Origin of the sequence: Pseudarthrobacter siccitolerans (assembly GCF_001046895.1) — a bacterium.
GTDB lineage: Bacteria > Actinomycetota > Actinomycetes > Actinomycetales > Micrococcaceae > Arthrobacter > Arthrobacter siccitolerans.
Genome location: NZ_CAQI01000059.1, coordinates 314568 through 335795 on the forward strand (window position 1 = coordinate 314568; position 21228 = coordinate 335795).

The following is a 21228-nucleotide window of genomic DNA, read 5'->3' on the forward strand; positions in this document are numbered from 1 at the left end:
TTTTCCCCGACGCCCGCTCACTTCTGTGCGAGGCTGGGCTGGTGACCGAGAGCCAAGCTGCCGTGCCCTTTCTCCTGACCTCCGACGTCGACGGCGGGACTTTCCGCCTGCGCCACGCCCTAAGGGCGGATCTGCCGTCCATCGTGGGACTGCTCGCGGACGATTCCCTGGGCTCCGGGCGCGAACGCCAAGAGGACCTGGCGCCCTACGAGCGGGCCTTCGACGCGATCGATGCCGATCCCTCCCACCTGCTCATTGTGGGGGAGGTGCTGCCGGGCGGGACCGCTCAGGCAGAAGTGGTTGCCACCTTCCAGCTCAGCTTCCTGCCCGGCATCTCACGGCAGGGGGCCTGGCGCTCGCAGATCGAGGGAGTGCGGGTGGCGAGCAGTCTCCGGGGCCAGGGCATCGGCAACTTGATGGTGCAGTGGGCCATCGAGGAGTCCCGGCGCCGAAGCTGCGCGCTGATGCAACTGACTACACACAAGACGCGTGTGGCCGCGCACCGGTTCTATGAGCGGCTCGGTTTCGAAGCCGGCCATGAAGGCATGAAACTGATGCTCTAAACCGCACCCTGAAAACCCGCAAACAGCAAACCCTCCATCACGCCATGTGATAGAGGGTTTGCTGTTTAGCTGCGAAAGCTGATGGGGGGTTGTTAGGCCTTCTTGGAGCCCTTCGCCACGAAGAGCGTTTCGGCCTGCTCCAGCGACATCCCGTTCGTTTCCGGCACCTTGAACATCACAAAGAAGAACGACGCCGCCGCGAACAGTGCGTACATGGCGTACGTGAGCGGCAGCGAACCGGCGGCCATCACCGGGAAGCTCAGGGTGATGGCAAAGTTTGCCACCCACTGCGCGGCCGCCGCCAGGCCCAGTGCGCGGGCGCGGATGCGGGACGGGAAGATCTCGCCCAGGAGCACCCACACGAGCGGTCCCCAGGACGCGCCGAAGCTGACCACAAATACGTTGGCGGCAACCAGTGCCACCGGACCCCAGGCGCCCGGCAGGGAGATGTCGTCGCCGGACCCCACTGCCGAGGAAAACGCCAGCGCCATGGCGCCCAAGGACACGGCCATGCCTACCGAGCCGGCCAGCAGGATGGGCCGGCGGCCGATCCGGTCCACCAGGGCTATGGCCACGAGGGTGACCAGGATGTTCGTGACGGAGGTGGCCACGGAGATGGCGAGCGAGTCCTTTTCCTGAAAGCCCACCGCCTTCCACAGGGTGGTGGAGTAGTAGAAGATCACGTTGATGCCCACGAACTGCTGCAGGACGGACAGGATGATGCCCACCCAGACCACTGCCTGCAGGCCGAACGCCTTGCCGCGCAGGGAGCCCTTCTGGCCGGCGAGCTTGTCCTCCTCGATGGCTTCGCGGATCTCGCGGATGTGCCGGTCGGTGTCCTCCGCCGGGGCAATCGAATCAAACACCGTGCGGGCTTCGTCCTCCTTGCCCAGGAACACCAGGAACCGCGGGGATTCGGGCAGGGTGTAGGCAACCCAGCCGTACACCACGGCGGGCACGGCGGCGGCCAGGAACATCCAGCGCCAGGCCTCGATCCCCAGCCAGAAGGACTGGTCGGCGCCGCCGGCACTGGTGGCGAACAGTGCATCGGAGAGCAGCGCGGCGAAGATACCTGTGGTGATGGCCAGCTGCTGCAGCGATGCGAGGCGGCCGCGGACCTTGCGCGGCGAGATCTCCGAGATGTAGGCAGGGGCGATGACCGAGGCCAGGCCGATGCCCAATCCGCCCACCAGGCGCCAGAAGATCAGGTCCCAGACGCTGAAGGCGAAGCCGGTGCCGATGGCGCTGACCAGGAACAGCAGCGCTCCCAGCTTCATGGCGGGGACGCGGCCGTAGCGGTCGGCGACCTTTCCGGCCAGGTAGGCGCCGGCGGCGCAGCCCAGCAGGGCGACGGCGACGGCGAAGCCCGTCACGGCCTCGGACAGCGCGAACTCGTCCTTCATGGCATCCACGGCGCCGTTCACCACGGACGAGTCAAAGCCGAACAGGAATCCGCCCACCGCACCTGCAAGTGCCAGCCAGATCACCCGCCGCGGTATCTGGGCGGTTGTCTGCTCCTGGGCAGTGGGCATGGTTCTCCCTTGGTCTGGGGTTGGGTGGACGCGGTGCGGACGTCGTCGGCTGCGGAACCGGCCAGCAGGCCGGCGCACACGCGGTAAACAGTGTTCCACGCCACCGCGAACTCTTCCAGTCAGCAGCGTTCCAGGGCGGCTCGCCTGCAAAACAACAGGGGACGACGGCGGGCCGGGCCGCCGTCGTCCCCTTCCGGCGGGTGCCGCTGGGCTATGCCGCGTCACGGAGGGCACGCTTTTGCCGCCTTCTACGGCCGCCGGGGCCGTGATTCCGGGGAACAGCAACGGCAGGCAGTCCAAAAGACTGCCTGCCGTGACGGGCCTTCTGCTGCGGTACGGCTAGTGCACCGAGGCCGGCTCCTGCGGGGCAGCCTTGGGGTCGGAGAGCTTCTTCTTGGGCAGGGCGAGGCTGATCAGGAACGCGACCGCGGTGAGGACGGACGCGGTGATCATCACGGCGTCGATCGCGTAGGCGAAGCCCTCCGTAATGGGGCGGGTCAGGGTGCTGTTGGCGGCGTGGAGCCAGCTGGTGTCGTTGAGGGAGTCGTTGGACGCTCCGTTCTGGAAGAACTCGTACAGCTTGGCGTTGGCGGGGTCGGCTGCCACGGCGGGGTCCTGCAGGACGGCCTGGTAGTCCGGGCTGGCCATGGCCGACTTCATGCTGTCCGCGATCCGGCTGGCGGCGAGGCTGAACAACATCGAGATGAACACGGCCGTGCCCACGGCGCCGCCCATCGACCGGAAGAACGCGGCGGAGGAGGTGCCCACGCCCATGTCCTTGGGCGGCACGGAGGTCTGCATCGCCAGGGTGAGCGGCTGCATGCAGAAGCCCAGCCCTATGCCGAAGAACACCGCAATCACGCCGGGGACCCACAGACCCGTATCCACGCCCAGGGAGAATCCCATCACCAGCGCGGCAACGGTCAGGAGGGCAGTGCCCAGGATGGGGAAGATCCGGTAGGTTCCCGACGCCGAGATGGTGCGTCCGGCGGTAATGGAACCGGTCAGGATGCCCACGGTGAAGGTGATCATCATCAGGCCGGCCTCCGTGGGGGTCAGCCCCTTCACCAGCTGCAGATACATCGGGAGCATGGCGATCGCCCCGAACATCCCGATGCCGATGATGAAGTTCAGCAGCGAGGACAGGCCGAAGGTTGTGTTCCTGAAGAGCCGGAGCGGGATCAGGGCGTAGTCACCGGCACGGCGCTCGGCCAGCAGGAACCAGACGATGCCCACAATGCCCAATCCGTAGCAAAGGAACGAGTTCAGCGAAGCCCAGCCCCAGCTGCGCCCCTGTTCCGCCACCAGCAGCAGCGGGACGATCGCGAGCGTGATGGCAGCCGCGCCGAAGTAGTCGATCTTCTGCTTCACGTGCTTGGCTGGCAGGTGCAGGAAGAGGAACACCACTGCCAGTGCAGCCAGGCCGATGGGCAGGTTGATAAAGAACACCCAGCGCCAGCCGTCGAAACCCAGGATGTTGGCCGAACCGGCGAACGCCCCGCCCACCACGGGGCCAAGCACCGAGGAGATGCCGAAGACAGACATGAAGTAGCCCTGGTACTTGGCCCGGTCCTTCAGGGAGACAATGTCGCCGATGATGGTCAGCGCGAGTGCCAGCAGGCCGCCGGCGCCCAGCCCCTGAACGCCGCGGGCAATGGCGAGTTCGGTCATGGAGTGGACCGACCCCGCGTACAGGGAGCCTGCCAGGAAGATAACGATGGCCGTCAGGTACAGCGGGCGGCGGCCGAAGATGTCGCTCAGCTTGCCGTACAGCGGCGTGCTCACGGTGGACGTGATGAGGTACGCGGTGGTGGCCCACGCCTGGAGCGAGAGTCCGTCCAGGTCGTTGGCGATGGTGTAGATGGACGTGGACACGATGGTCTGGTCCAGCGAGGCGAGGAACATGCCCAGCATCAGGCCCACCATCACGGTGACGATTTGGCGTTGCGTGAGGGTTTCTCCGGCGGCGCGCGTGGCAGGGGGTTGGGACATGGGTGCTCCAGAGGAAGAATTACGCTTGATAGTTGCTTTCAGTAACTATCTTACGCAGAGACTTATTCCCTGGAACAGAAGTTTCTTTTTACCTACCGGGCGGGCGCCCCTCAGCGCTCCACGAGAATTCCGTCGGGATCGCACCAGATGGTGGCACCGGGGCGGATGGTCACACCGTCAATTTCGAGCTCAACATCCACCTCGCCGGCCCCCTCCTTCGCGCTCTTGCGCGGGTTGCTGCCCAGGGCCTTGACGCCAAGGTCCAGCGCGGCGATCGCCTCGCGGTCCCGGATTGCCCCATTGATAACGACGCCGGCCCAGCCGTTCGCCACGGCGCTTTCGGCGATCATGTCCCCCATCAATGCCGTGCCCAGCGAGCCGCCGCCGTCCACCACCAGCACGTTCCCGTTTCCCGGCGTGGCCAGGGTGGACTTCACCAGCGCGTTGTCCTGGAAGCAGCGGATGGTCCTTACCGCACCGCTGAAATGCGAGCGGCCGCCCAGGGACTGGAACTGCAGTGACACCGATGCCAGCTCGTCACCGCGTTCGTCGTACAGGTCTGCGGTAGCGATGTTGTTGGCGGGGTTTTGGGCTGGTGCCGTCATGGGTTCTCCAGGTCTTCAGTACTTACACGTTTGCGGTTGCCGGGCAGCACGCTGCCACAAGTTAGGTTGCCGAATAACAAGCCGGGCGATGAAGCCCACGATAGTCTGACTTTTATCGCTAACCGTCCAGGGGGAACCAGCCATGAGCCTGCCAGACACACCCGCAGCAGCGGATCCCGGCCCGGCGCCGGACCCTGGTTCTTCCTCAAAACCCGGCGGCGGAGCGGAGCACTCGACGGCGGCGCTCGCCGAACCGACGGCGAAGGTCACCGCGCGGTGGGTAACGGGGCTGGTGCTGGTCAACGTCGGCATCAATGCCGCGTTCTTCGGGCCCATCAACATCTTTATCGCCGAGCAGGCCATTGGCATCGACGAAACAAACAAGGAAGCCATCGCGTCCCTCGTGCTTGGGTGCGGTGCCGCCGTATCCCTGGTGGCCAATCCGCTGTTCGGGGCGCTGTCTGACCGGACGGTCTCGGGTTTCGGGCGGCGTGCCCCCTGGGTACTGGGCGGTGCCGTCCTGGCCACGGCAGCATTGCTGGCGTTGTCCGGGGCCACAGCCGTTGCCCTGATGGTCCTGTTCTGGTGCCTGGTCCAGCTGGGCGCCAACGCGGCCTATGCGGCCATCACCGCCGCCATCCCGGACCGGGTGCCGGTGCTGCAGCGCGGCGGAGTGGGGGGAGTTGCGGCCCTGGGCCAAACAGTGGGCATCCTCCTGGGTTCAGTCTTCGGGGCGGTGGTGTCGGGAAACTACATGGTGGGCTACGCCCTGTGTGCTGCCGCCCTGCTGTTCTCGGTGCTGCCGTACTTGTTCCACCGGAATGACCCGCCGCTGCCGAGGGCGCTCCGCCCGCCTTTCTCGTGGCGCAGCTTCCTCCGCGGCTTCTGGATCAGCCCGGCCCGCCACCCGGACTTCGCCTGGGCCTGGCTCACCCGCTTCCTGATGAACGTCTGCAACCAGTTGACCATCGTGTACCTGATCTTTTTCCTCGGGGACGTCCTCAAGCTTGAGAACCCGGCGCTGGGAGTCCTGATCCTGACCGGCATTTATGCGGCGTTGGTGATGGTTACTGCGGTGATCGCGGGGCCGTGGAGCGACCGGCTGGGCCGGCGGAAGCCGTTTGTGATCGGATCCTCAGTCCTCATTGCCCTCGCGGGCCTCACTATGGCGTTTTTCCCAGTATGGACCGGCGCACTGGTTGGCGCCGCCATCCTCGGCGTGGGGTTCGGCGCCTACCAGGCCGTTGACTTTGCGCTGCTGACGCAGGTGCTGCCGCAGGCCGCCGACCGTGGCAAGGATATGGGGGTCATTAACGTGGCCGCTTCGCTGCCGCAGGTGTTCGCGACCGGCCTCGCGTTCCTCGCGGTGACGTACTTCGGGGGGTACTTCACGCTGTTCATGACTGCGGCTGTCGTGGGCCTCCTGGGTGCGGTGTTTGTCGTCAAGATCAAGGGTGTCCGCTGACCCGCCGGGATACCGGAAGTAAGGCACCTGACGAATTACGCCACACGGCTGTGCCGTATAGTTGAACCGGATCGCAGGCGGTCCGGGATGGGGACGCTCCCGGCTGCTGCACCGTCAAAACACAACCCGGAATACAGATGCCTGAGACTCTTCCAGACCATCCGCCCATGGCCGCCATGCCCTCAGCCCCGCGTCAGCGGCTGCGCTATTCACGCATCCTGGACAATGCCGCCGGGTTTGCCCGGAAGGGCCTGGACTCCGTGGACCTGGCCGAGGTCGCGGCCAAGGCGGACGTTCCGCTGGGTACGCTGTACCGCTACTTTCCCACCCCAACGCACCTGATGCTCGCCCTCTACCGGCACCAGCTTGGCGAGCTGCAGGCTGCGGGCCGGAGCACCGCAGCCAGGTTCCGCGGCCGCGCCTTGGGCGGCCTGGTGATGGAAATTTTCCACATGCGCGTGATGCAGCCGGCGGTGGAGCAGTGCCTGAGCCGCGGCGTGTACCTTCCGGACCGGGACACCACCACCCTGCTGCGCGAGATCGACGCGCTGGGCGAAAAAGTGGTGGCCACCGCCTGCGGTGATCCCATTGTGGCCAGGGTGCTCCTGTTGACGGTCACTGGTCTGGTCCAGTCCGTCCGGAACCGCCGGCTGTCCCTCTTCGAGGCCGAGGAAGACCTCAAAAAGGCCTGCACAAGGCTCGCTCCGGCCGCCGAAGGCAGCTACACACTCCATCAGAGCGCGTAACTGGCCTAGACCAATAACGCATTAAATCGGGCTTATTACCGTGGTGTGGATCACAATCGGTCCTGAAAAAGCGTTTTAGCACCAGCAGGCGACGTCAAATCGCCCGGGGGTACCCTTTTCCGCTGTCTACCATGGGAAACGGAGCAGCAGGGAGCATCCCCGACGCTCCCACGGACCCGCCACCCCTGGGTAATCCGCCGCATCTCTTCCAATGCCTCAGGCCTGTTTGGGCCTGAGCCCCATGTGCCGTGTGACCACGGCGAGCACCAGGAGACAACGACGTGTCCATTGACGCAATTGCAGCCACCGACAACTCCGCAGCCACCGCGCTGACTGAAGCCGAGATCTTCGACGCCCACCAGGGCGGCAAGCTCTCCATCGCCAGCACCGTCCCGCTGTCCAACAAGCGCGACTTGTCCATCGCCTACACTCCCGGTGTGGCCGAGGTCAGCCGTGCCATCCACGCCAAGCCGGAACTGGCCCGCACCCTGACCTGGGCCGAGCGCCTGGTGGTCGTGGTCAGCGACGGCACCGCCGTCCTGGGCCTGGGCAATATCGGCGCCAGCGCCTCGCTGCCCGTGATGGAGGGCAAGTCCGCCCTGTTCAAGACCTTCGGCGACCTCGACTCCATTCCCCTGGTGCTGAACACCACGGACGTGGATGAAATCGTGGAAACCCTGGTCCGCCTGCGCCCCAGCTTCGGGGCCGTCAACCTCGAGGACATCTCCGCACCGCGCTGCTTCGAGCTGGAGGAAAAGCTCATCGAGGCGCTGGACTGCCCCGTGATGCACGATGACCAGCACGGCACCGCCGTCGTTGCCCTCGCCGCGCTGACCAACGCCGCCAAGGTGACCGGCCGCGAACTGGACACCCTGCGTGTGGTGGTCTCCGGCGCAGGAGCCGCGGGCATCGCCGTCGCCGAAATCCTGCTGGCTGCCGGCATCACCGACGTGGTCCTGCTCGACTCCCGCGGCATCATCAACTCCGGCCGCAAGGACCTCGCCGCGGGCCCGGCCAGCAAGAAGGCTGACATCGCCGGGCGCAGCAACCCCCGCGGCGTGGAAGGCGGCCCGGCCGAAGCCCTCGCCGGAGCCGACGTCTTCATCGGCGTCTCCTCCTCCAAGCTGGCCGAAGAGCACCTCGCCCTGATGAACCAGGACGCCATCGTCTTCGCGCTCTCCAACCCCGACCCCGAGGTCCTGCCCGAGGTCGCCGTGAAGTACGCCGCCGTCGTGGCCACCGGCCGCAGCGATTTCCCCAACCAGATCAATAACGTGCTGGCCTTCCCGGGGATCTTCCGCGGCGCCCTCGACGCCGGTGCCCGCCGCATCACCCCGGCCATGAAGCTGGCCGCCGCCTACGCGATCGCCGATCTCGCCGCAGAGGACCTCTCCGCGGATTACATTGTGCCCAGCCCGCTGGACCCGCGGGTGGCCCCGGCAGTGACCGCAGCAGTCGCCGCCGCGGTGGAAGCCGACTAACTCCCCCTTCCCTTACGGAATGTACGACGGCGGTGCCTCCCCTGCGCGGGAGGCGCCGCCGTCGGGGGTTAAGCGGCCGCCAACCATAGACTGGAAGCCATGAACTCCGAAACCGTGGTGACCATCCTGTGCGGCCTGGCAATCGTTGTCGGCGTCGCGGGCACAGTCATCCCGGTGCTTCCGGGCAGCATCCTGATTGGTGGAAGCCTGCTGGCTTGGGCCCTCTGGGGCGGTGCCGGAACCGCAGGCTGGGTGGTGTTCGCGGTTGCCATGGTCTTCGTGGTGGCAGGCATGGCTGCCAGCGCTGTCCTCACCGGCAGGAAGCTCAAGGAGCACGCCATCCCCAGCCGAAGCATCGCAGCTGCGATCGTGGCCGGAGTAGCGGGAATGTTCGTCATCCCGGTAGTGGGACTCTTCGTGGGCTTCGCCGCCGGCCTGCTGCTCAGCGAACTCGCCCGTACCCGGAACCTCGGACGTGCGGCGGCTTCCAGCTGGGCAGCCCTCAAAGCAACGGGTGTGGGCATGCTCGCCGAGTTTGGCCTGGCCTGCCTCGCCGCCAGCACGTGGGTGATCGGCGTGTGGGTGGCTGCCGCCAACGGCTGAGACGCTTGCGGCCCGGAGGCCCAGGGCGTAGAACGGCAACATGACGGAGCCTACTTCAGCACGCGAGCACGTCCAGGCCTGGATGGAGAAGTACCAGGCGGCGTGGACCACCAACCGGCCCGAGGACATCCGCGCCCTCTTCACCGAAGACGCAGTGTACGAAACGCGGCCCAACGATCCGCAGGCCTGGAAGGGGCAGGACGGCATTGTTGACGCCTGGCTCACTGCCCGGGATGAACCAGGAGACTGGACGTTCAGCTGGGAGCTGCTGGGCACGGACGCGGACACCGCCTTCGTCCAGGGTGTTACCACCTATTCCGGCGACCGGCCCACGTACGACAACCTCTGGGTGATCAGGCTGGACGGGAACGGCCGGGCCTCGGCCTTCACCGAGTGGTTTATGGAACGCGGCTGAGACTCCCGGCCCCGCGGCATCCGACCGTCCGGCCGCCGCGGTTAGCATGGAGAGATGACCGCCGGGGACCCTGCACCGATCTACTGGGACAGACGCGACCTTACGCCGTTCGGCGAGCCCCAGTTGCGCACACCAGTCCACGACCTCGCCGGGGGAGTGGGCGGCCTGCTCACCGGCGTCCTCGGCGGACGCCACCCGGCCCTGCTCACCGTGGACGGGGAGATACCGCGGCTCAAGCGGATGCTCCCCAAGCCCGCCAAGGCCGTGCACGAGGCCGTCTTCACCAGCCGCGAGCCCGACCGGCTGATCACACTCGCCCGCGCCTACCCAGGCTGGGCCGGGCTCTGCTACCTCATGTCCGGGCTGCTTGTGTACAAGCACGGCGGCTACCTGCGCGCCTCGGAACTCCTCCAGCGCGGGCTCACCACCAGGAACGAGGACGAAGCGAACCGCTACTCGTCCACGTACCTGACCAGGATCGTCACCCGCATCGAACTCGCCGAGCGCGTGGAGATCCCGGTCCTGTTCAGCGAAGAGTCAGTCTTCCTGGCGCTCGCACACTCGTTCCGCGAGACGGGCCGCACCGAGGCGGCGCTGGACGCCCTGGCCGGGCTGCCGCCGTCGCTCCCCATGGCCCTGGCACGCTGCTCACTGGCGTTGACCCTGGGGCGGAGCCGGACGGTGATCGACTGGACCGAAGGCCTGCTCAATGCTGACGATCTGTCTGCTGCCCTGCTGCTGGTACGGGCGCGGGCCTTGCGGCGGGAGGGCCGGCTCGAAGCAGCGCACCAGGCGCTCGCGGAGGTCCTGCGACGGCGTAAGACCCACCTGACCCTGCGCAATGACGCCCTGACGGACCGGGCGCTGCTGGTGCTGGACTCCAGCCGGCGCTCGCTCAACCCGCGGGACTGGGGCCGGCGCCGCGAGGACCCCGTGCCGCAAAAGGAGATCGCCGCGCCGGTGCCCATCCGCAAGGACGAGGAGATGCGCCGGATCTGGGAACAGGACTGGAAGAAGCTCAGCGACGAGTAACGGTCCTACGCCGCTTCAAGGACCGGCAGCAACTGTTCGCCGAGCAGTACCGCGCCCAGCGCCACCATGATGAGGCCGCTGGCAAGGGTCACCACGCGGGCGGCTCCCGGCCGGCTTTGCAGCAGGGTGCGCGAGAGCAGGGCGACGGCGGTGTAGACCAGGCCCGCGAGCAGCACAAACGTCATGCCGAGCAGACCGGACTGCACCGGCACGGGAAGGGACGCATCGGCGCTGACGAACTGGGGGACCAGTGCCACGTAGAAAAGCAGTCCCTTGGGGTTTATTCCGCTGGTTCCCATGCCCTGGAGGAACGTCCGGAGCCGGGTGCTGCCCTCACTGCCGGCACGTGCCGTGAAGCTGGCGCCGCGCCAGGAGCGGAGCGTACTGATCCCGAGCCACATCAGGTACGCCGCACCGGCCAGGGTGATCCAGCCCAAGACCCCGGGCATTCCCGTCAGCAGGGCGGCCAGTCCCGCCACCAGCAGCACCGTGTGCAGCACGTAACCGCCGCAGAGCCCGGCCACCGCCGGCACAAAACTCCGCTGCCTGAGCCCGGCCGCAATGGAGTACGCCCAGTCAACGCCGGGCGTGCACGCGAGGGCCGCGGCCACCAGCACAAAGGCCAAAAACAGCTCGGGGTTCATTCTTTCTCCTGCCACATGGTGCGTCAGGACAAACCCTAGATAGTTTCAGCGCAGAAGTGCTGTCCTTTTTCGCCGCAAGGAAGGCCTGCGCGGTAAGGTTTTTGCGTGATTGACCATATCGACAGAAATATCTTGCGCCACCTCAAAGAAGATGGCCGGATGACTGCCACGGCGCTTGCCGCGAAGGTAGGTTTGACGGTGGCGCCGTGCCACCGCCGGCTGCGGGACCTGGAGCAGTCGGGTGTGATCCGGGGGTACCGGGCGGACATTGATCCCTCCGCCGTGGGACTGGGTTTCGAGGCCATCGTATTTGTCACCCTGCGCCAGGTGGACCGTGCCACCATGGAGGTCTTCGAGAACCGGGTGGCGGAGAACCCGAACGTGGTGGAGGCACAGCGGCTCTTCGGTTCACCCGACTACCTGCTGAAGGTCATCGCCGAGGACCTGCCCGCCTACCAGCGCTTCTACGACGCCGAACTCACGTCGCTGCCCGGGGTGGAGCGGCTGACGTCCACCCTGGTGATGAAGAACCTGAAGTCCAACGCGGGCCCGCCGGTGTAGGGATCGCTACGCTGTTGGGCTCACGTGGACGATGATCACCTGGGTGTCCTTCGCGCCGTCGTACCTGAGGTCGTAGCTGACGGCCAGCCCGGTGGAGGTGCCCGGGGCGAGGGAGTAATCACTCTTTCCTTCCGGGTTGGCCTTCCGGGAGGAAATCCAGCGCTCGGCGGAATCGGAATCGATCCCGTAGCGCTCCACGCCGTCCCGGATGAGGTCGAAGAACTCGTCCGGTGAGCCGGTGGTGAGGAAGTACGTGACCTCGCTGAAGTCCTGGCGCCTGGTGGTGGTGTTGAACCGGATGCGGTCAGTCTCTCCAGTGACCTCACCGGACGGCCCGGCAATGGTCAGGCTGATTTTTCCCGAGTCCCCGGTGTTGATTTCGGGCCCGTAGCTGTCCTGCGTGACGCGGACCGTTTCCTTTTCCAGCCGCCCCGAGGTCATGTCCAGCCGGGCGCTTTTGGAGTCCCGGATCTGTGCAACTCCGCTGGCGTCAAGGGTGGAGAATTCGGTGGTGTTCACGGTGCTCCCTGCAGGTGAAGTGGCGGAGGTTGGTTCGGCGGACGGGCTGCTGATCCCGCATCCCGCCAAAGCGGTGCTGGCGGCGAGTGTGAGGAGGACGACGGCGGCCGGGCGCCTGAGGCGGGCGGCTGCACGTTCCGGCGACCGGGTCACTGGTGGACCTCCCCGTCGAAGCCGTCCAGGAAGCGGTCCATGATCCCGGGGATGTTGTTGGTGGGCCGGTACTGTTCCACCCTGTCATCAAAATCCGAGGCGATGATCTGTTCAGCGCGGGCAGGATCGTCGGCCAGCAGGTCCTGGTAAGCGGGCAGGGTGTCCTGCTGGATGAGCGCCCAGCGCTGGTCGGCGTCGGAAATGTTGCCGGCGGGGAAGCCCGTAGTGAAGTCGGTGCGGAACTGGGTGGGGTTATCCCAGCTGGTGAAGGGCACGTTTTCCGGTCCAGGACTTTCCACACTGAAGGTGTAGGGGAACACTTCCGCGTAGCTCCTTGCGCCGGGAATCGAGGGCTCGCCGGCCAGGGTCACCAGGTAGGTGACGGCCTCTCCGCTCGGGTGGTTGCGCATGGCGTCGTAGTCATCGGCGATGATCTCGTTTTGTTCGCGATACAGCAGGCTGGTGTTTCCCTCCTGGATCAGTTCTGGATCGCCGGAGTCGATCTGCGCCCAGGCCTTGGCGGTTTCCGCATTAATAACGCCCGAGTCCCGCAGCCTGTTGATTTCTTCGATGCCGCCGTTCATGTAGGCCTCGTGCTGCCGCGCCTGGTCCAGGAAGATCTCCTTGTTCATGTCCAGCATGCTGGTTTCATAGAAGCGGATCTCCTGGTCCGTCATCCCCGCGAGCTGTTCGATCTGGTCCAGCATGGGCAGCGGAATGTCCGAGGCGGGGTTGTCGGCGATCTGTTGTGCAAGGTCCCGGAGCATGGCCATATCCCTGAAGCCGCCGGCGAAGGATGGCCCGATCATGTTCGCCATGCCCGCCCACTGCAGGTCTGGGTTGGCGAGGTAGGCCTGGCCGTAGAAGTCGTAGACCTTTTTGATGGTCTCCCAGTTGTACTCGGTCCCCTTGGACGTGTCCCAGTCCGCCAGGTCGATACCCATCTCCAGCATGGCCTGCTGGTTCCAGTAGGAGCTGAGGAAGTCTGCGTACTCTTCGGAGTCCTTGTCGATCAGGCCTGAATCGGCTGCAGCATCCATGGCGGCCTTGGCGGCGTCAGGGTTGGCCAGCGCCCACTGTTTGAATTCTTCGCTCTGGAGGTATTCGCGGCGTTCCTCCGGCGTCATGGCGTTCAAGGTGTCCGTCAGGTCCTGGGCGGTGCCCTCGCCAGCTCCGGCTCCGCCAGTCCCGCCGCCAGTCCCGCCACCGGATCCGCCGCTGGTGCTGGTCTTCTCCTGCTCGTCCGCATTGGCGAGCAGCGCCTTCGACGCTTCCTCCAGCCCTGCCGTTGCGGACCGGAGCAGCTTCTGGTGGGCGGAGGTCCACTCGCTCCGGAACCGCTCGCCGTCGTGCCCCCGCCAGGCCGTAGAGCTGATGCTGCTGCCCAACTGCTGGCCCAGGGCATTCAGCCGGTTGGCGCCGCCGGCCAGGTCCTTGGCAAGCTGCCTGAGCTGCGCCACATCCGCGCCGTAAAAGTTCCCCGCCATGCTTCCCCCCGTATGGATTCCCGTGCCAGCCTAACTGCCGCCCCGCCCACACGCGATGGGGAGAGCTCCCCGCCGCGCTACTCCTGCAGCAGTCCCGTGGTCCGGTAGGGGATCACTTCACGGAGGAACATACTGGTGGAGGTCCGGACGATGCCGGGGCACAACCGGATTTCCTCGGACACCCGGTAGAGGTCATCCGGGCTGGTGGCCACCACACGGATCAGCAGGTCGGTATCGCCTGCAGGCGCATGGCATTCGAGGACTTCGGGAATCTTCCGGAGGGCCGCGATGGCCTCGTTGAGATGGCTCTGGTCCAACTCAGCGCTGACCGCAGCTGCGACGCCCCGCCCCAGCGCGGCCGGAAGCACCCTGCTGCTGTGTGGCCGCAGCGCTCCGGAGGCCGTCATCCGCTCCAGCCGGCTTTGCACCGTGCCGCGGGCCAGGCCCAGCCGCTGCGCCAGCACCATGATGGGAACGCGCGGATCCTCATCCAAGGCATTCAGGATCCGCCTGTCCGTGGCGTCCAGTTGCTGCAATCTGATCATTTCCTGTCGGTTGGAACCTCGGTGATTGATCAGACTGATCAACTGAAGTTCTGCTGGTTGCCCCAACTGTAGGGTGTCTGCTCAAATTGTGGCAACAAGGGCAGAAAGCTACCGCTGATTCCCGCAGGCTACAGGTTCCCCGGCACACCACCCGGCAACTGGACACCGCTTCCCGCAAGGAGGCCGCCGCTGATTGACTCTTGTTCACACCATGGTCATTGAAGCAACCACGGCAAGAGCCCCTGAGCTACCGACGTTCGGATCCTCCGAAGTCGTGTAGCTGAGGGGCTCTTGTATTTGTCCCTGCAGACACTCCGCCCGCATAGGGTGGATCCATGACCTCCGCCGGCCGCTTTGCCCCCAGCCCCTCCGGTGAACTGCATGTGGGAAATCTCCGGACCGCCATCCTGGCCTGGTTGTTCGCCCGCTCCACGGGCCGGAAGTTCCTGCTCCGGGTGGAGGACCTGGACCGGGCGCGGTCCGGCGCGGAAGCGGAGCAGCTGCGCGACCTGGCGGCTGTTGGCGTGACGTGGGACGGCGGGGTGGTGCGCCAGACTGCCCGGGGATCCCTGTATGCGGCAGCGATTTCCCGGCTTCAGGCTGTGGGTCTCACTTACGAATGCTTCTGCACCCGCCGGGAAATCCAGGAGGCACCGTCGGCCCCGCATGCGCCGCAAGGTGCCTACCCGGGAACCTGCCGCAACCTTGACCCGGCAGAGCTGGAGTTCAAGCGCTCCACCCGGCCCGCGGCCGTACGGCTCCGCGCCGATGTTCGGGAGTTCACCGTCCACGACGTGCTCCATGGAACCTATACGGGCATGGTCGATGACTTCGTGCTTCGCCGGAACGATGGGGTAACTGCCTACAACCTGGCCGTGGTTGTTGATGATGCCGAGCAGGGCATCGACCAGGTGGTCCGCGGCGATGATCTCCTCCCGTCCACGCCGCGGCAGGCATATCTCTCCTCGCTCCTGAATATTCCTGTTCCGGAATACGCGCACGTCCCCCTGGTGGTGAATTCCGACGGCGTCCGGCTGGCAAAGCGCGATGGCGCAGTAACGCTGGGGGACCTTGCGGCTGAAGGCGTGCCTGACCATGAGGTGCGGGACCGGCTGCTGGAATCCCTCGGGCTCCCGGCCGGAACGCTGGAGCATGTGCTGGGTGCCTTTGACCCGGCCGCCCTGCCACGGGAACCGTGGGTATGGAACGTCAACTTTGGTTGACGTCTCCCTGTCTTGTCAACTAAGGTTGACGGCATGGAGGTGGAGCGGATGAAAACGCTGGTGGGATCAATGGACGGGATGGGGCCGGCAGAGGCCTTGCATGCCGTGGCGGAACTGCAGAAGGAAGTGAGCCGCACTGAATCGGCCCTCGTCCGCAGCGCGCGGCAGGCGGGACTGTCCTGGGAGGCCATTGCGCTGTGCCTGGGTGTCAGCAAACAGGCCGTGCACAAGAAGTATGGCAAACAGTAGCCGCCCGGCCAGCCTAGGCTTGGGACATGTCAGAAGAGCAAATGCCGGCCCAGAGTCCTGCGCCCAGGTTCACCGTTGAGACTGCCAAGGTCCTGGCCGAGGTGGCCCACAACCGGCAAAAGGACAAGCTCAAGCGGCCGTACAAGGACCACGTCCTCGCCGTCGGTGACGCCCTTGCCGATTTCGACGACGACATCCGCATTGCCGGATACCTGCACGACATCGCCGAGGACACACCGATAACACGGCAGGCACTGCTGGACATGGGTGTATCTGAGCGGGCCGTGAACATTATCGAACGCGTCACCAACCGGCTGCACGAGAACCCGGACGACTACCAGTCCGGGATCCGCGAGATAGCGGAGCACCATGACGCCGCCCTGGTCAAGATCGCAGACAACGCCCACAACTCGCTGCCGGAGCGGGTCCAGGCCCTTGCCGAGAAGTGGCCGGACAAGCCCCCGGTCACCAAGTACCGCGATGCCCGCCCGGTGCTTTACGCTGCAGTCGAGGTGGAAGAGGTCCGAAAAATCCTCGCCCGGGTTAATCCGTGGCTGCTGGAAGAGCTGGACGACCGGCTGGATGAGGAAGACACCACCGATTACGAGAACCTCTCCTACGAGGGAACGGACGCCGCTGGTGCCCCCGAACCTGGCGCTAGGACCGCTGGGGAGCGGTAGTTTCCGCCTCCAGTTTTTCCAGGGCGCGATGGAGCCGCTCCGAGCCGCGGCGCTCATCAATAACAATGGAAGCGCCAAGCGCCAGCACGATCACCAGCAGGCACACCGGGACGGAGACGCCCGCCGCGGCCAGGCCCACTGAAACGGCCAGCGCTGCCAGCACCCCCACCGCGACGGAGATAACGGTCCGGTCCGGACCAAGCATGGCGCTGTACAGCCATGTGAGCGATGCCTTGAACAGTGCCACCGGAACGGCAATGGCGGCCACCGCCGCTGCTGCGCTGATGTGCGCCTCGTGGTCGATGTAGTAGGCCGCCACATGCAGGCCCGCCCCGGTGGCGGCGATCGCGGCGAAGACCGGTATATGGCCGTAGCCGAACAGGAATGACCTGTGCCGGCGCAGGTGGAGTGCCCGGCCGGCCGGCAGCAGAAAGTAGATCCACCACATGCCGAAGGCCAGTGCGGTTCCGCCGAAGCCCACCAACGCGGCATCCACGCTCCAGCCGTGGGCCGCCACGATGGCGCGGAGCGTCTCGATGGCACCGATGAGACATTCGCCCAGGGCAATGATGGCCAGCAGCCCGTACCGCTCCGCGATGTGGTGCGCGTGCCAGGGGGTGCGGGCCTTGCGCTCCGCGGCGTAAGGGGTGGCCATCTCCAGCACGATCAAGGGGACGATCATGAACAGGGTGGTGGGAACGTCGGCCTCGATGAAAAGCACCGCGATCCAGCCGAGCTGGACCAGCACCAAATACTTGGCGTAGCGCAGGCAGGTGTCGCGGCCGGCCGGATCCTGCCTGGCTGCCCGCAGCCATTGGGCCAACAGCGCCAGCCGCATGATCACGTAGCCGCCCACAATCACTGCGTTGTCTACGTGCTTGCCCTCAACCAGGGAATCGAACATCGGCTCTATGCCCATGGCCAGGATCAGGACTCCCACGATCTGGATCATGGTGACTACGCGGAAAATCCAGTCATCGGTGTCATAGGCGCTGGCGAACCACGTGAAGTTGATCCAGGCCCAGATCACGGCGAACATCGCGAAGGAGAACCCCAGCAGGCCCGGAATGAAGTGCGCTTCGGCAATTTCATGGGCAAACTGGCGGCCGGCCACGCCAAACGCGATCACAAACGTCAGGTCGAAAAAGAGCTCAAGCGGTGTGGCGGCCCGGTGTTTTTCATGCGGGTCGCGGCCGCCCATGCGCGCCATGGCATGGCGGAGGGGGTTTGAGGACATAAGTAAAAGCTACACGCGGCCCAGCGCGTCGATGTCCTCCAGGAAGTCCTGGTGCACTTCGGCGCTGACGGTGGTCCGGGTTTCGGCGATGGCGTCGAGGTAGTCCTGGGTGGAGGGCCCCTTCCGCACCGCCTCCCGGACAGAAACCGTGCCGCCGGAAGCCAGCCCGCCGTCGTCGTACACTGCCTTTTCCAGCGCACGCTGGGAAGCGCTCCGCGCGGCGTACTCGATATCTGCCGGGGAGAATCCCTCGGTGCGTTCCACAAGCAGTTCCACGTCCACGGCGTCCACCACGGGCGCCGGGATGAAGCGCTGCCACATCGCCTCACGGGCCTGCCGGTCCGGCAGCCCGATGGGAATGACGTAGTCGAACCGGCCGTGGCGCAGGAAGGCGGTGTCCAGGGCGCGGATGAAGTTGGTGGCGCAGACCAGCAGGCGGCCGGGCTGTTCGCGGAAGGCCGGGATGATCTTGAGCAGTTCATTGGTGACGCCCTGCAGCGGCGACGGCGGTTCGCCGGAGCGCTGGGAGGCGATCTCCTCCACCTCGTCGATGAACACCACGGCGTGCTCCAGTTCGGCGATCTCCAGGAACGTCTCGCGCAGCGCTCCTGCCAGGCCCTGCGGGTCGGCAGCGAGGCGGGAGGGGAACACTTCGACGAAGGGCCACTCGAGGCGGGAGGCGATGGCTTTGGCGAAGGTGGTCTTCCCGGTGCCGGGCGGGCCGAAGAGAACGACGGCGCGCGGCGGCACCACGCCGAATTCGTCGGCGAGGTCGGCTTCGGCGAGGGGCAGGACGAGGCGGCGCTCGAGCAGCTCCTTTTCCTTGCGCATGCCCGCCACGTTTTCCCACAGGTCGCGGGCCAGGACCCGGCCGCCGAGCTGGCCCAGCGCGCCGAGTTCCTGGCGCTGGACGGGGATGGTCCGTTCGAAATAGCGCAGGTTCTTCTTGAGCGCGAAGCCGCGGCCCAGGAACGCTTCCACCCTGGTCTCGGATTCGGGCATCAGCGCGGAGAGTTTGTTCAGCCCGTGCGGGGCCATCCGGTTTTCGACGGCGGCCAGCAGCGAGGTGCCGATTCCCCGGCCGCGGTATTCGGGCAGGGTGGCCAGGAAAACGATCCAGCCCTGGTCGTGCGCGGCACGTCCGACGGCGGCGCCCACCACCTGGTCGCCCTGCACCGCCACCACGGCATGGTCCTTTTCGCAGGACGCAAGGACCTCGGAAAGGGCGTAGACCGGCTCGACGTTGTGGGACTTGAGGGTCTCCCAGAGATGCAGGATCCCGTCGAGGTCTGATGAGTGGAAGTCCCTGATCCGCCAGTTGGTCATGCCGTCTCCCGGTCTGTTCGTCGTTGAACGCACGTGGCGCGCGCCGCGGTGATGAGCTGCACAGGAAGCATATGCGATCCGCCCCCGCCGGACGTTGCGGGCCGGTTGCATGACGTTTTGAGGGGGCCGGTTGGGTAGGAAATTCCGTTGAGTGTCTACCGGCCGAGGAGTAGCGTGACCCACATCACTCAAAACCCGTTCAGGAGCAATCATGCCAATTCTGGGACGCCGGGCGGCCGCCATTACGGCTGCGCTGGCAATGAGCGTGACCACCGGAGCCATAGCAAGCCCGGCCTTTGCCCACCCTCGGCAAGCGGATAACGCCGGGAAGACACCCACCGCCACGGGCTACGGCGGTGCTGTCAGTACCGTGGATCAGGACGCATCGGCCGCCGCCATCGAAGTCCTCCGCAAGGGCGGCAACGCCGTGGACGCCGCCGTCGCCGCAGCAGCCACCCTTGGTGTCACTGAGCCCTACTCCGCCGGCATCGGCGGGGGCGGCTACTTTGTGTACTACGACGCCCACAGCGGCAAGGTCAGCACCATTGACGGCCGCGAGACCGCACCCGCCGCCATGCCTCCAAATGCATTCCTTAAACCCGGCACGAACGAGCCGTATCCATTCACAAAGCAGGCAACAAGCGGAATTTCTGTTGGGGTACCGGGTACCCCGGCGACCTGGGAGCGGGCGTTGGACCGCTGGGGCAGCCTCAGCCTCGCCGAAACCCTGCAGCCCGCTATTGACGTGGCCGAGGATGGGTTTGTAGTGGACGAGACGTTCCGCCAGCAGACAGATGAAAACGATGAGCGTTTCAGGCCGTTCGCCGCGACTGTGGAGCTGTTCCTCCCCGGAGGGCAGCTCCCGGTAGTCGGTTCCATCCTGAAGAACCCCGACCTGGCGCAGACATACCGTGTTCTGGGCCAGGAAGGGACGGACGCTTTTTATGAAGGCCCGATTGCAGAGGAGATCGTTTCCACCGTCCGGAATGCACCCACAAATCCGGATCCTAATACCCTGCCCGGGCCCGTAGGCGTCATGACCGCTGAAGATCTGGATAACTACGAGGCCTTGGACCAGGACCCCACCCACGTGAACTACCGCGGCTATGACGTTTACGGCATGGCTCCTTCGAGCAGCGGTGGGACCACAGTGGGCGAGGCGCTGAACATCCTCGAGGAATTTGACCTCGCGGGCCTGGCCAGGGGCAACGGCAATGCCAAGAAGCAGCCGGCCGTCCTCCATCACTACCTTGAAGCCAGCGCCTTGGCCTTCGCTGACCGGGGCAAGTACGTCGGCGATCCGGCCTTTGTGGATGTTCCCACGAAGGAACTCCTGGATGAGGTCTTTGGCAAGGAACGGGCCTGCGAAATTGATCCGTTGAAGGCGGCGCCGAAGCCGGTGCCAGCCGGGGACGTAGCGGACTACGACGGCACATGCGACGTTGAGCCTGCCGCGCTCACGGATGTAAAGGACACGGAGAACATCAACACCACCAACCTCACAGTCTCCGATAAGTGGGGCAACGTGGTGGAGTACACGCTCACCATCGAGCAGACCGGCGGATCAGGTATCACGGTTCCTGGTCGCGGCTTCATCCTGAACAATGAACTGACGGACTTTAATGTCCCGGCCAACGCCACGGATGCGAACCGCATCGAACCGGGTAAACGTCCCCGCTCCTCCATGTCGCCAACAATCGTGCTGAAGGACGGCGAGCCGTTCGTTGCACTCGGATCGCCGGGCGGTGCAACCATCATCACCACCGTGCTGCAAACGCTGATCAACCGGATCGACCTGGGCATGAGCATCTCCGACGCACTGGCCGCTCCACGCGCTTCCCAGCGGAATTCTGCGACACCGCAGGCTGAGCCAGCGTTCATCGCAGCCAATGAGAAACAACTCATGGAGTACGGCCATCCGGCCTTCAGCTCAGTTGCTGAGCTTGGCGCTGCCACCGCCATCGAGTTCCTGCCGGACGGAAGGGCAGTGGCTGCGGCCGAACCGGTAAGACGCGGCGGCGGTTCGGCGATGGTGGTGAAGCAGTCCTGGCATAAGTAGCAATAACAGCAATCCTGCTAAAACCGCGACGGCGGCACCCGAGGTTCCGTGACTCCAGAACCAAGGGTGCCGCCGTCGTTCGCGGGCGGGACTACTTCTTGAAGGTTGCCG

Annotated in this window: 21 protein-coding genes; 12 read left to right on the forward strand and 9 right to left on the reverse strand. The window is 65.7% G+C overall.

Annotation, left to right across the window (positions count from 1 at the left end):
* Nucleotides 1-38 precede the first annotated feature (38 nt).
* Nucleotides 39-563, forward strand: a complete 525-nt coding sequence (locus ARTSIC4J27_RS21600) for a GNAT family N-acetyltransferase (protein ID WP_050057296.1) — start codon at nt 39-41, stop codon at nt 561-563.
* A gap of 92 nt (nt 564-655) precedes the next feature.
* Here ARTSIC4J27_RS21600 and ARTSIC4J27_RS21605 read toward each other — a convergent pair whose 3' ends face one another.
* The 3 genes from ARTSIC4J27_RS21605 to rraA form a co-directional block, all read right to left on the reverse strand.
* Nucleotides 656-2095 carry a sugar porter family MFS transporter gene (locus tag ARTSIC4J27_RS21605; RefSeq protein WP_050057246.1) on the reverse strand — a complete coding sequence of 480 codons (1440 nt, stop codon included), beginning with the start codon at nt 2093-2095 and terminating at the stop codon, nt 656-658.
* A 339-nt stretch (nt 2096-2434) separates the two neighbouring features.
* Nucleotides 2435-4087 (reverse strand): MDR family MFS transporter, encoded by a 1653-nt coding sequence (locus ARTSIC4J27_RS21610; RefSeq protein ID WP_050057247.1) that lies wholly within the window; start codon nt 4085-4087, stop codon nt 2435-2437.
* A 110-nt stretch (nt 4088-4197) separates the two neighbouring features.
* Entirely contained in the window at nt 4198-4692 is a 495-nt protein-coding gene (rraA, locus tag ARTSIC4J27_RS21615; RefSeq protein WP_050057248.1) for a ribonuclease E activity regulator RraA, read from the reverse strand.
* A gap of 142 nt (nt 4693-4834) precedes the next feature.
* On the opposite strand from rraA, the gene ARTSIC4J27_RS21620 reads away from it, so the two are divergent.
* The 6 genes from ARTSIC4J27_RS21620 (at nt 4835) to ARTSIC4J27_RS21645 (ending at nt 10434) form a co-directional block, all read left to right on the forward strand.
* Complete coding sequence (locus ARTSIC4J27_RS21620) at nt 4835-6157, forward strand: MFS transporter (RefSeq protein WP_050057249.1); 1323 nt, start codon at nt 4835-4837, stop codon at nt 6155-6157.
* Nucleotides 6158-6294: 137 nt separating this feature from the next.
* A complete protein-coding gene (locus tag ARTSIC4J27_RS21625) occupies nt 6295-6903 on the forward strand; it encodes a TetR/AcrR family transcriptional regulator (RefSeq protein WP_050057250.1) in 609 nt (202 codons plus the stop codon).
* Between the two features lie 281 nt (nt 6904-7184).
* Nucleotides 7185-8384, forward strand: coding sequence for an NAD(P)-dependent malic enzyme (locus tag ARTSIC4J27_RS21630; RefSeq protein WP_050057251.1), 1200 nt, complete (start codon nt 7185-7187; stop codon nt 8382-8384).
* Between the two features lie 99 nt (nt 8385-8483).
* Nucleotides 8484-8987 (forward strand): DUF456 domain-containing protein, encoded by a 504-nt coding sequence (locus tag ARTSIC4J27_RS21635; RefSeq protein ID WP_050057252.1) that lies wholly within the window; start codon nt 8484-8486, stop codon nt 8985-8987.
* Nucleotides 8988-9027: 40 nt separating this feature from the next.
* Nucleotides 9028-9402 carry a nuclear transport factor 2 family protein gene (locus ARTSIC4J27_RS21640; protein WP_050057253.1) on the forward strand — a complete coding sequence of 125 codons (375 nt, stop codon included), beginning with the start codon at nt 9028-9030 and terminating at the stop codon, nt 9400-9402.
* Between the two features lie 54 nt (nt 9403-9456).
* Nucleotides 9457-10434: a hypothetical protein gene (locus ARTSIC4J27_RS21645; RefSeq protein WP_050057254.1), complete on the forward strand. Its 978-nt coding sequence runs from the start codon at nt 9457-9459 to the stop codon at nt 10432-10434.
* Between the two features lie 5 nt (nt 10435-10439).
* On the opposite strand, the gene ARTSIC4J27_RS21650 is transcribed toward ARTSIC4J27_RS21645, so the two are convergent.
* Nucleotides 10440-11078, reverse strand: coding sequence for a LysE family translocator (locus tag ARTSIC4J27_RS21650; RefSeq protein WP_050057255.1), 639 nt, complete (start codon nt 11076-11078; stop codon nt 10440-10442).
* A 105-nt stretch (nt 11079-11183) separates the two neighbouring features.
* Here ARTSIC4J27_RS21650 and ARTSIC4J27_RS21655 point away from each other — a divergent pair, with 105 nt between their 5' ends.
* Complete coding sequence (locus ARTSIC4J27_RS21655; protein WP_083435594.1) at nt 11184-11639, forward strand: Lrp/AsnC family transcriptional regulator; 456 nt, start codon at nt 11184-11186, stop codon at nt 11637-11639.
* A 6-nt stretch (nt 11640-11645) separates the two neighbouring features.
* Here ARTSIC4J27_RS21655 and ARTSIC4J27_RS21660 read toward each other — a convergent pair whose 3' ends face one another.
* The 3 genes from ARTSIC4J27_RS21660 to ARTSIC4J27_RS21670 all read right to left on the reverse strand — a co-directional run bounded on the left by ARTSIC4J27_RS21660 (nt 11646) and on the right by ARTSIC4J27_RS21670 (nt 14343).
* Nucleotides 11646-12311, reverse strand: a complete 666-nt coding sequence (locus tag ARTSIC4J27_RS21660) for a hypothetical protein (protein ID WP_050057257.1) — start codon at nt 12309-12311, stop codon at nt 11646-11648.
* Nucleotides 12308-13798 (reverse strand): WXG100 family type VII secretion target, encoded by a 1491-nt coding sequence (locus tag ARTSIC4J27_RS21665; RefSeq protein WP_050057258.1) that lies wholly within the window; start codon nt 13796-13798, stop codon nt 12308-12310. Before ARTSIC4J27_RS21665 ends, ARTSIC4J27_RS21660 begins: the two co-directional genes overlap by 4 nt.
* A 77-nt stretch (nt 13799-13875) precedes the next feature.
* Nucleotides 13876-14343, reverse strand: a complete 468-nt coding sequence (locus ARTSIC4J27_RS21670) for an Lrp/AsnC family transcriptional regulator (RefSeq protein ID WP_050057259.1) — start codon at nt 14341-14343, stop codon at nt 13876-13878.
* Between the two features lie 335 nt (nt 14344-14678).
* Here ARTSIC4J27_RS21670 and gluQRS point away from each other — a divergent pair, with 335 nt between their 5' ends.
* Genes gluQRS through ARTSIC4J27_RS21685 form a run of 3 tightly spaced genes read left to right on the forward strand, consistent with a single transcriptional unit; the run spans nt 14679 to nt 16495 of the window.
* The gene (gluQRS, locus tag ARTSIC4J27_RS21675; protein ID WP_050057260.1) at nt 14679-15566 is read left to right on the forward strand and encodes a tRNA glutamyl-Q(34) synthetase GluQRS; all 888 of its coding nucleotides are present in this window, start codon (nt 14679-14681) and stop codon (nt 15564-15566) included.
* A 33-nt stretch (nt 15567-15599) separates the two neighbouring features.
* The gene (locus ARTSIC4J27_RS21680; protein WP_050057261.1) at nt 15600-15815 is read left to right on the forward strand and encodes a hypothetical protein; all 216 of its coding nucleotides are present in this window, start codon (nt 15600-15602) and stop codon (nt 15813-15815) included.
* Between the two features lie 26 nt (nt 15816-15841).
* Complete coding sequence (locus ARTSIC4J27_RS21685; RefSeq protein WP_050057262.1) at nt 15842-16495, forward strand: HD domain-containing protein; 654 nt, start codon at nt 15842-15844, stop codon at nt 16493-16495.
* On the opposite strand, the gene ARTSIC4J27_RS21690 is transcribed toward ARTSIC4J27_RS21685, so the two are convergent.
* A complete protein-coding gene (locus ARTSIC4J27_RS21690; RefSeq protein ID WP_050057263.1) occupies nt 16473-17732 on the reverse strand; it encodes a low temperature requirement protein A in 1260 nt (419 codons plus the stop codon). The two genes, ARTSIC4J27_RS21685 and ARTSIC4J27_RS21690, sit on opposite strands and share 23 nt — an antisense overlap.
* Before the next feature lie 9 nt (nt 17733-17741).
* Nucleotides 17742-19058 carry an ATP-binding protein gene (locus ARTSIC4J27_RS21695; protein ID WP_050057264.1) on the reverse strand — a complete coding sequence of 439 codons (1317 nt, stop codon included), beginning with the start codon at nt 19056-19058 and terminating at the stop codon, nt 17742-17744.
* Nucleotides 19059-19269: 211 nt separating this feature from the next.
* On the opposite strand from ARTSIC4J27_RS21695, the gene ggt reads away from it, so the two are divergent.
* Nucleotides 19270-21117: a gamma-glutamyltransferase gene (gene ggt, locus ARTSIC4J27_RS21700; protein WP_050057265.1), complete on the forward strand. Its 1848-nt coding sequence runs from the start codon at nt 19270-19272 to the stop codon at nt 21115-21117.
* Nucleotides 21118-21228 lie beyond the last annotated feature (111 nt).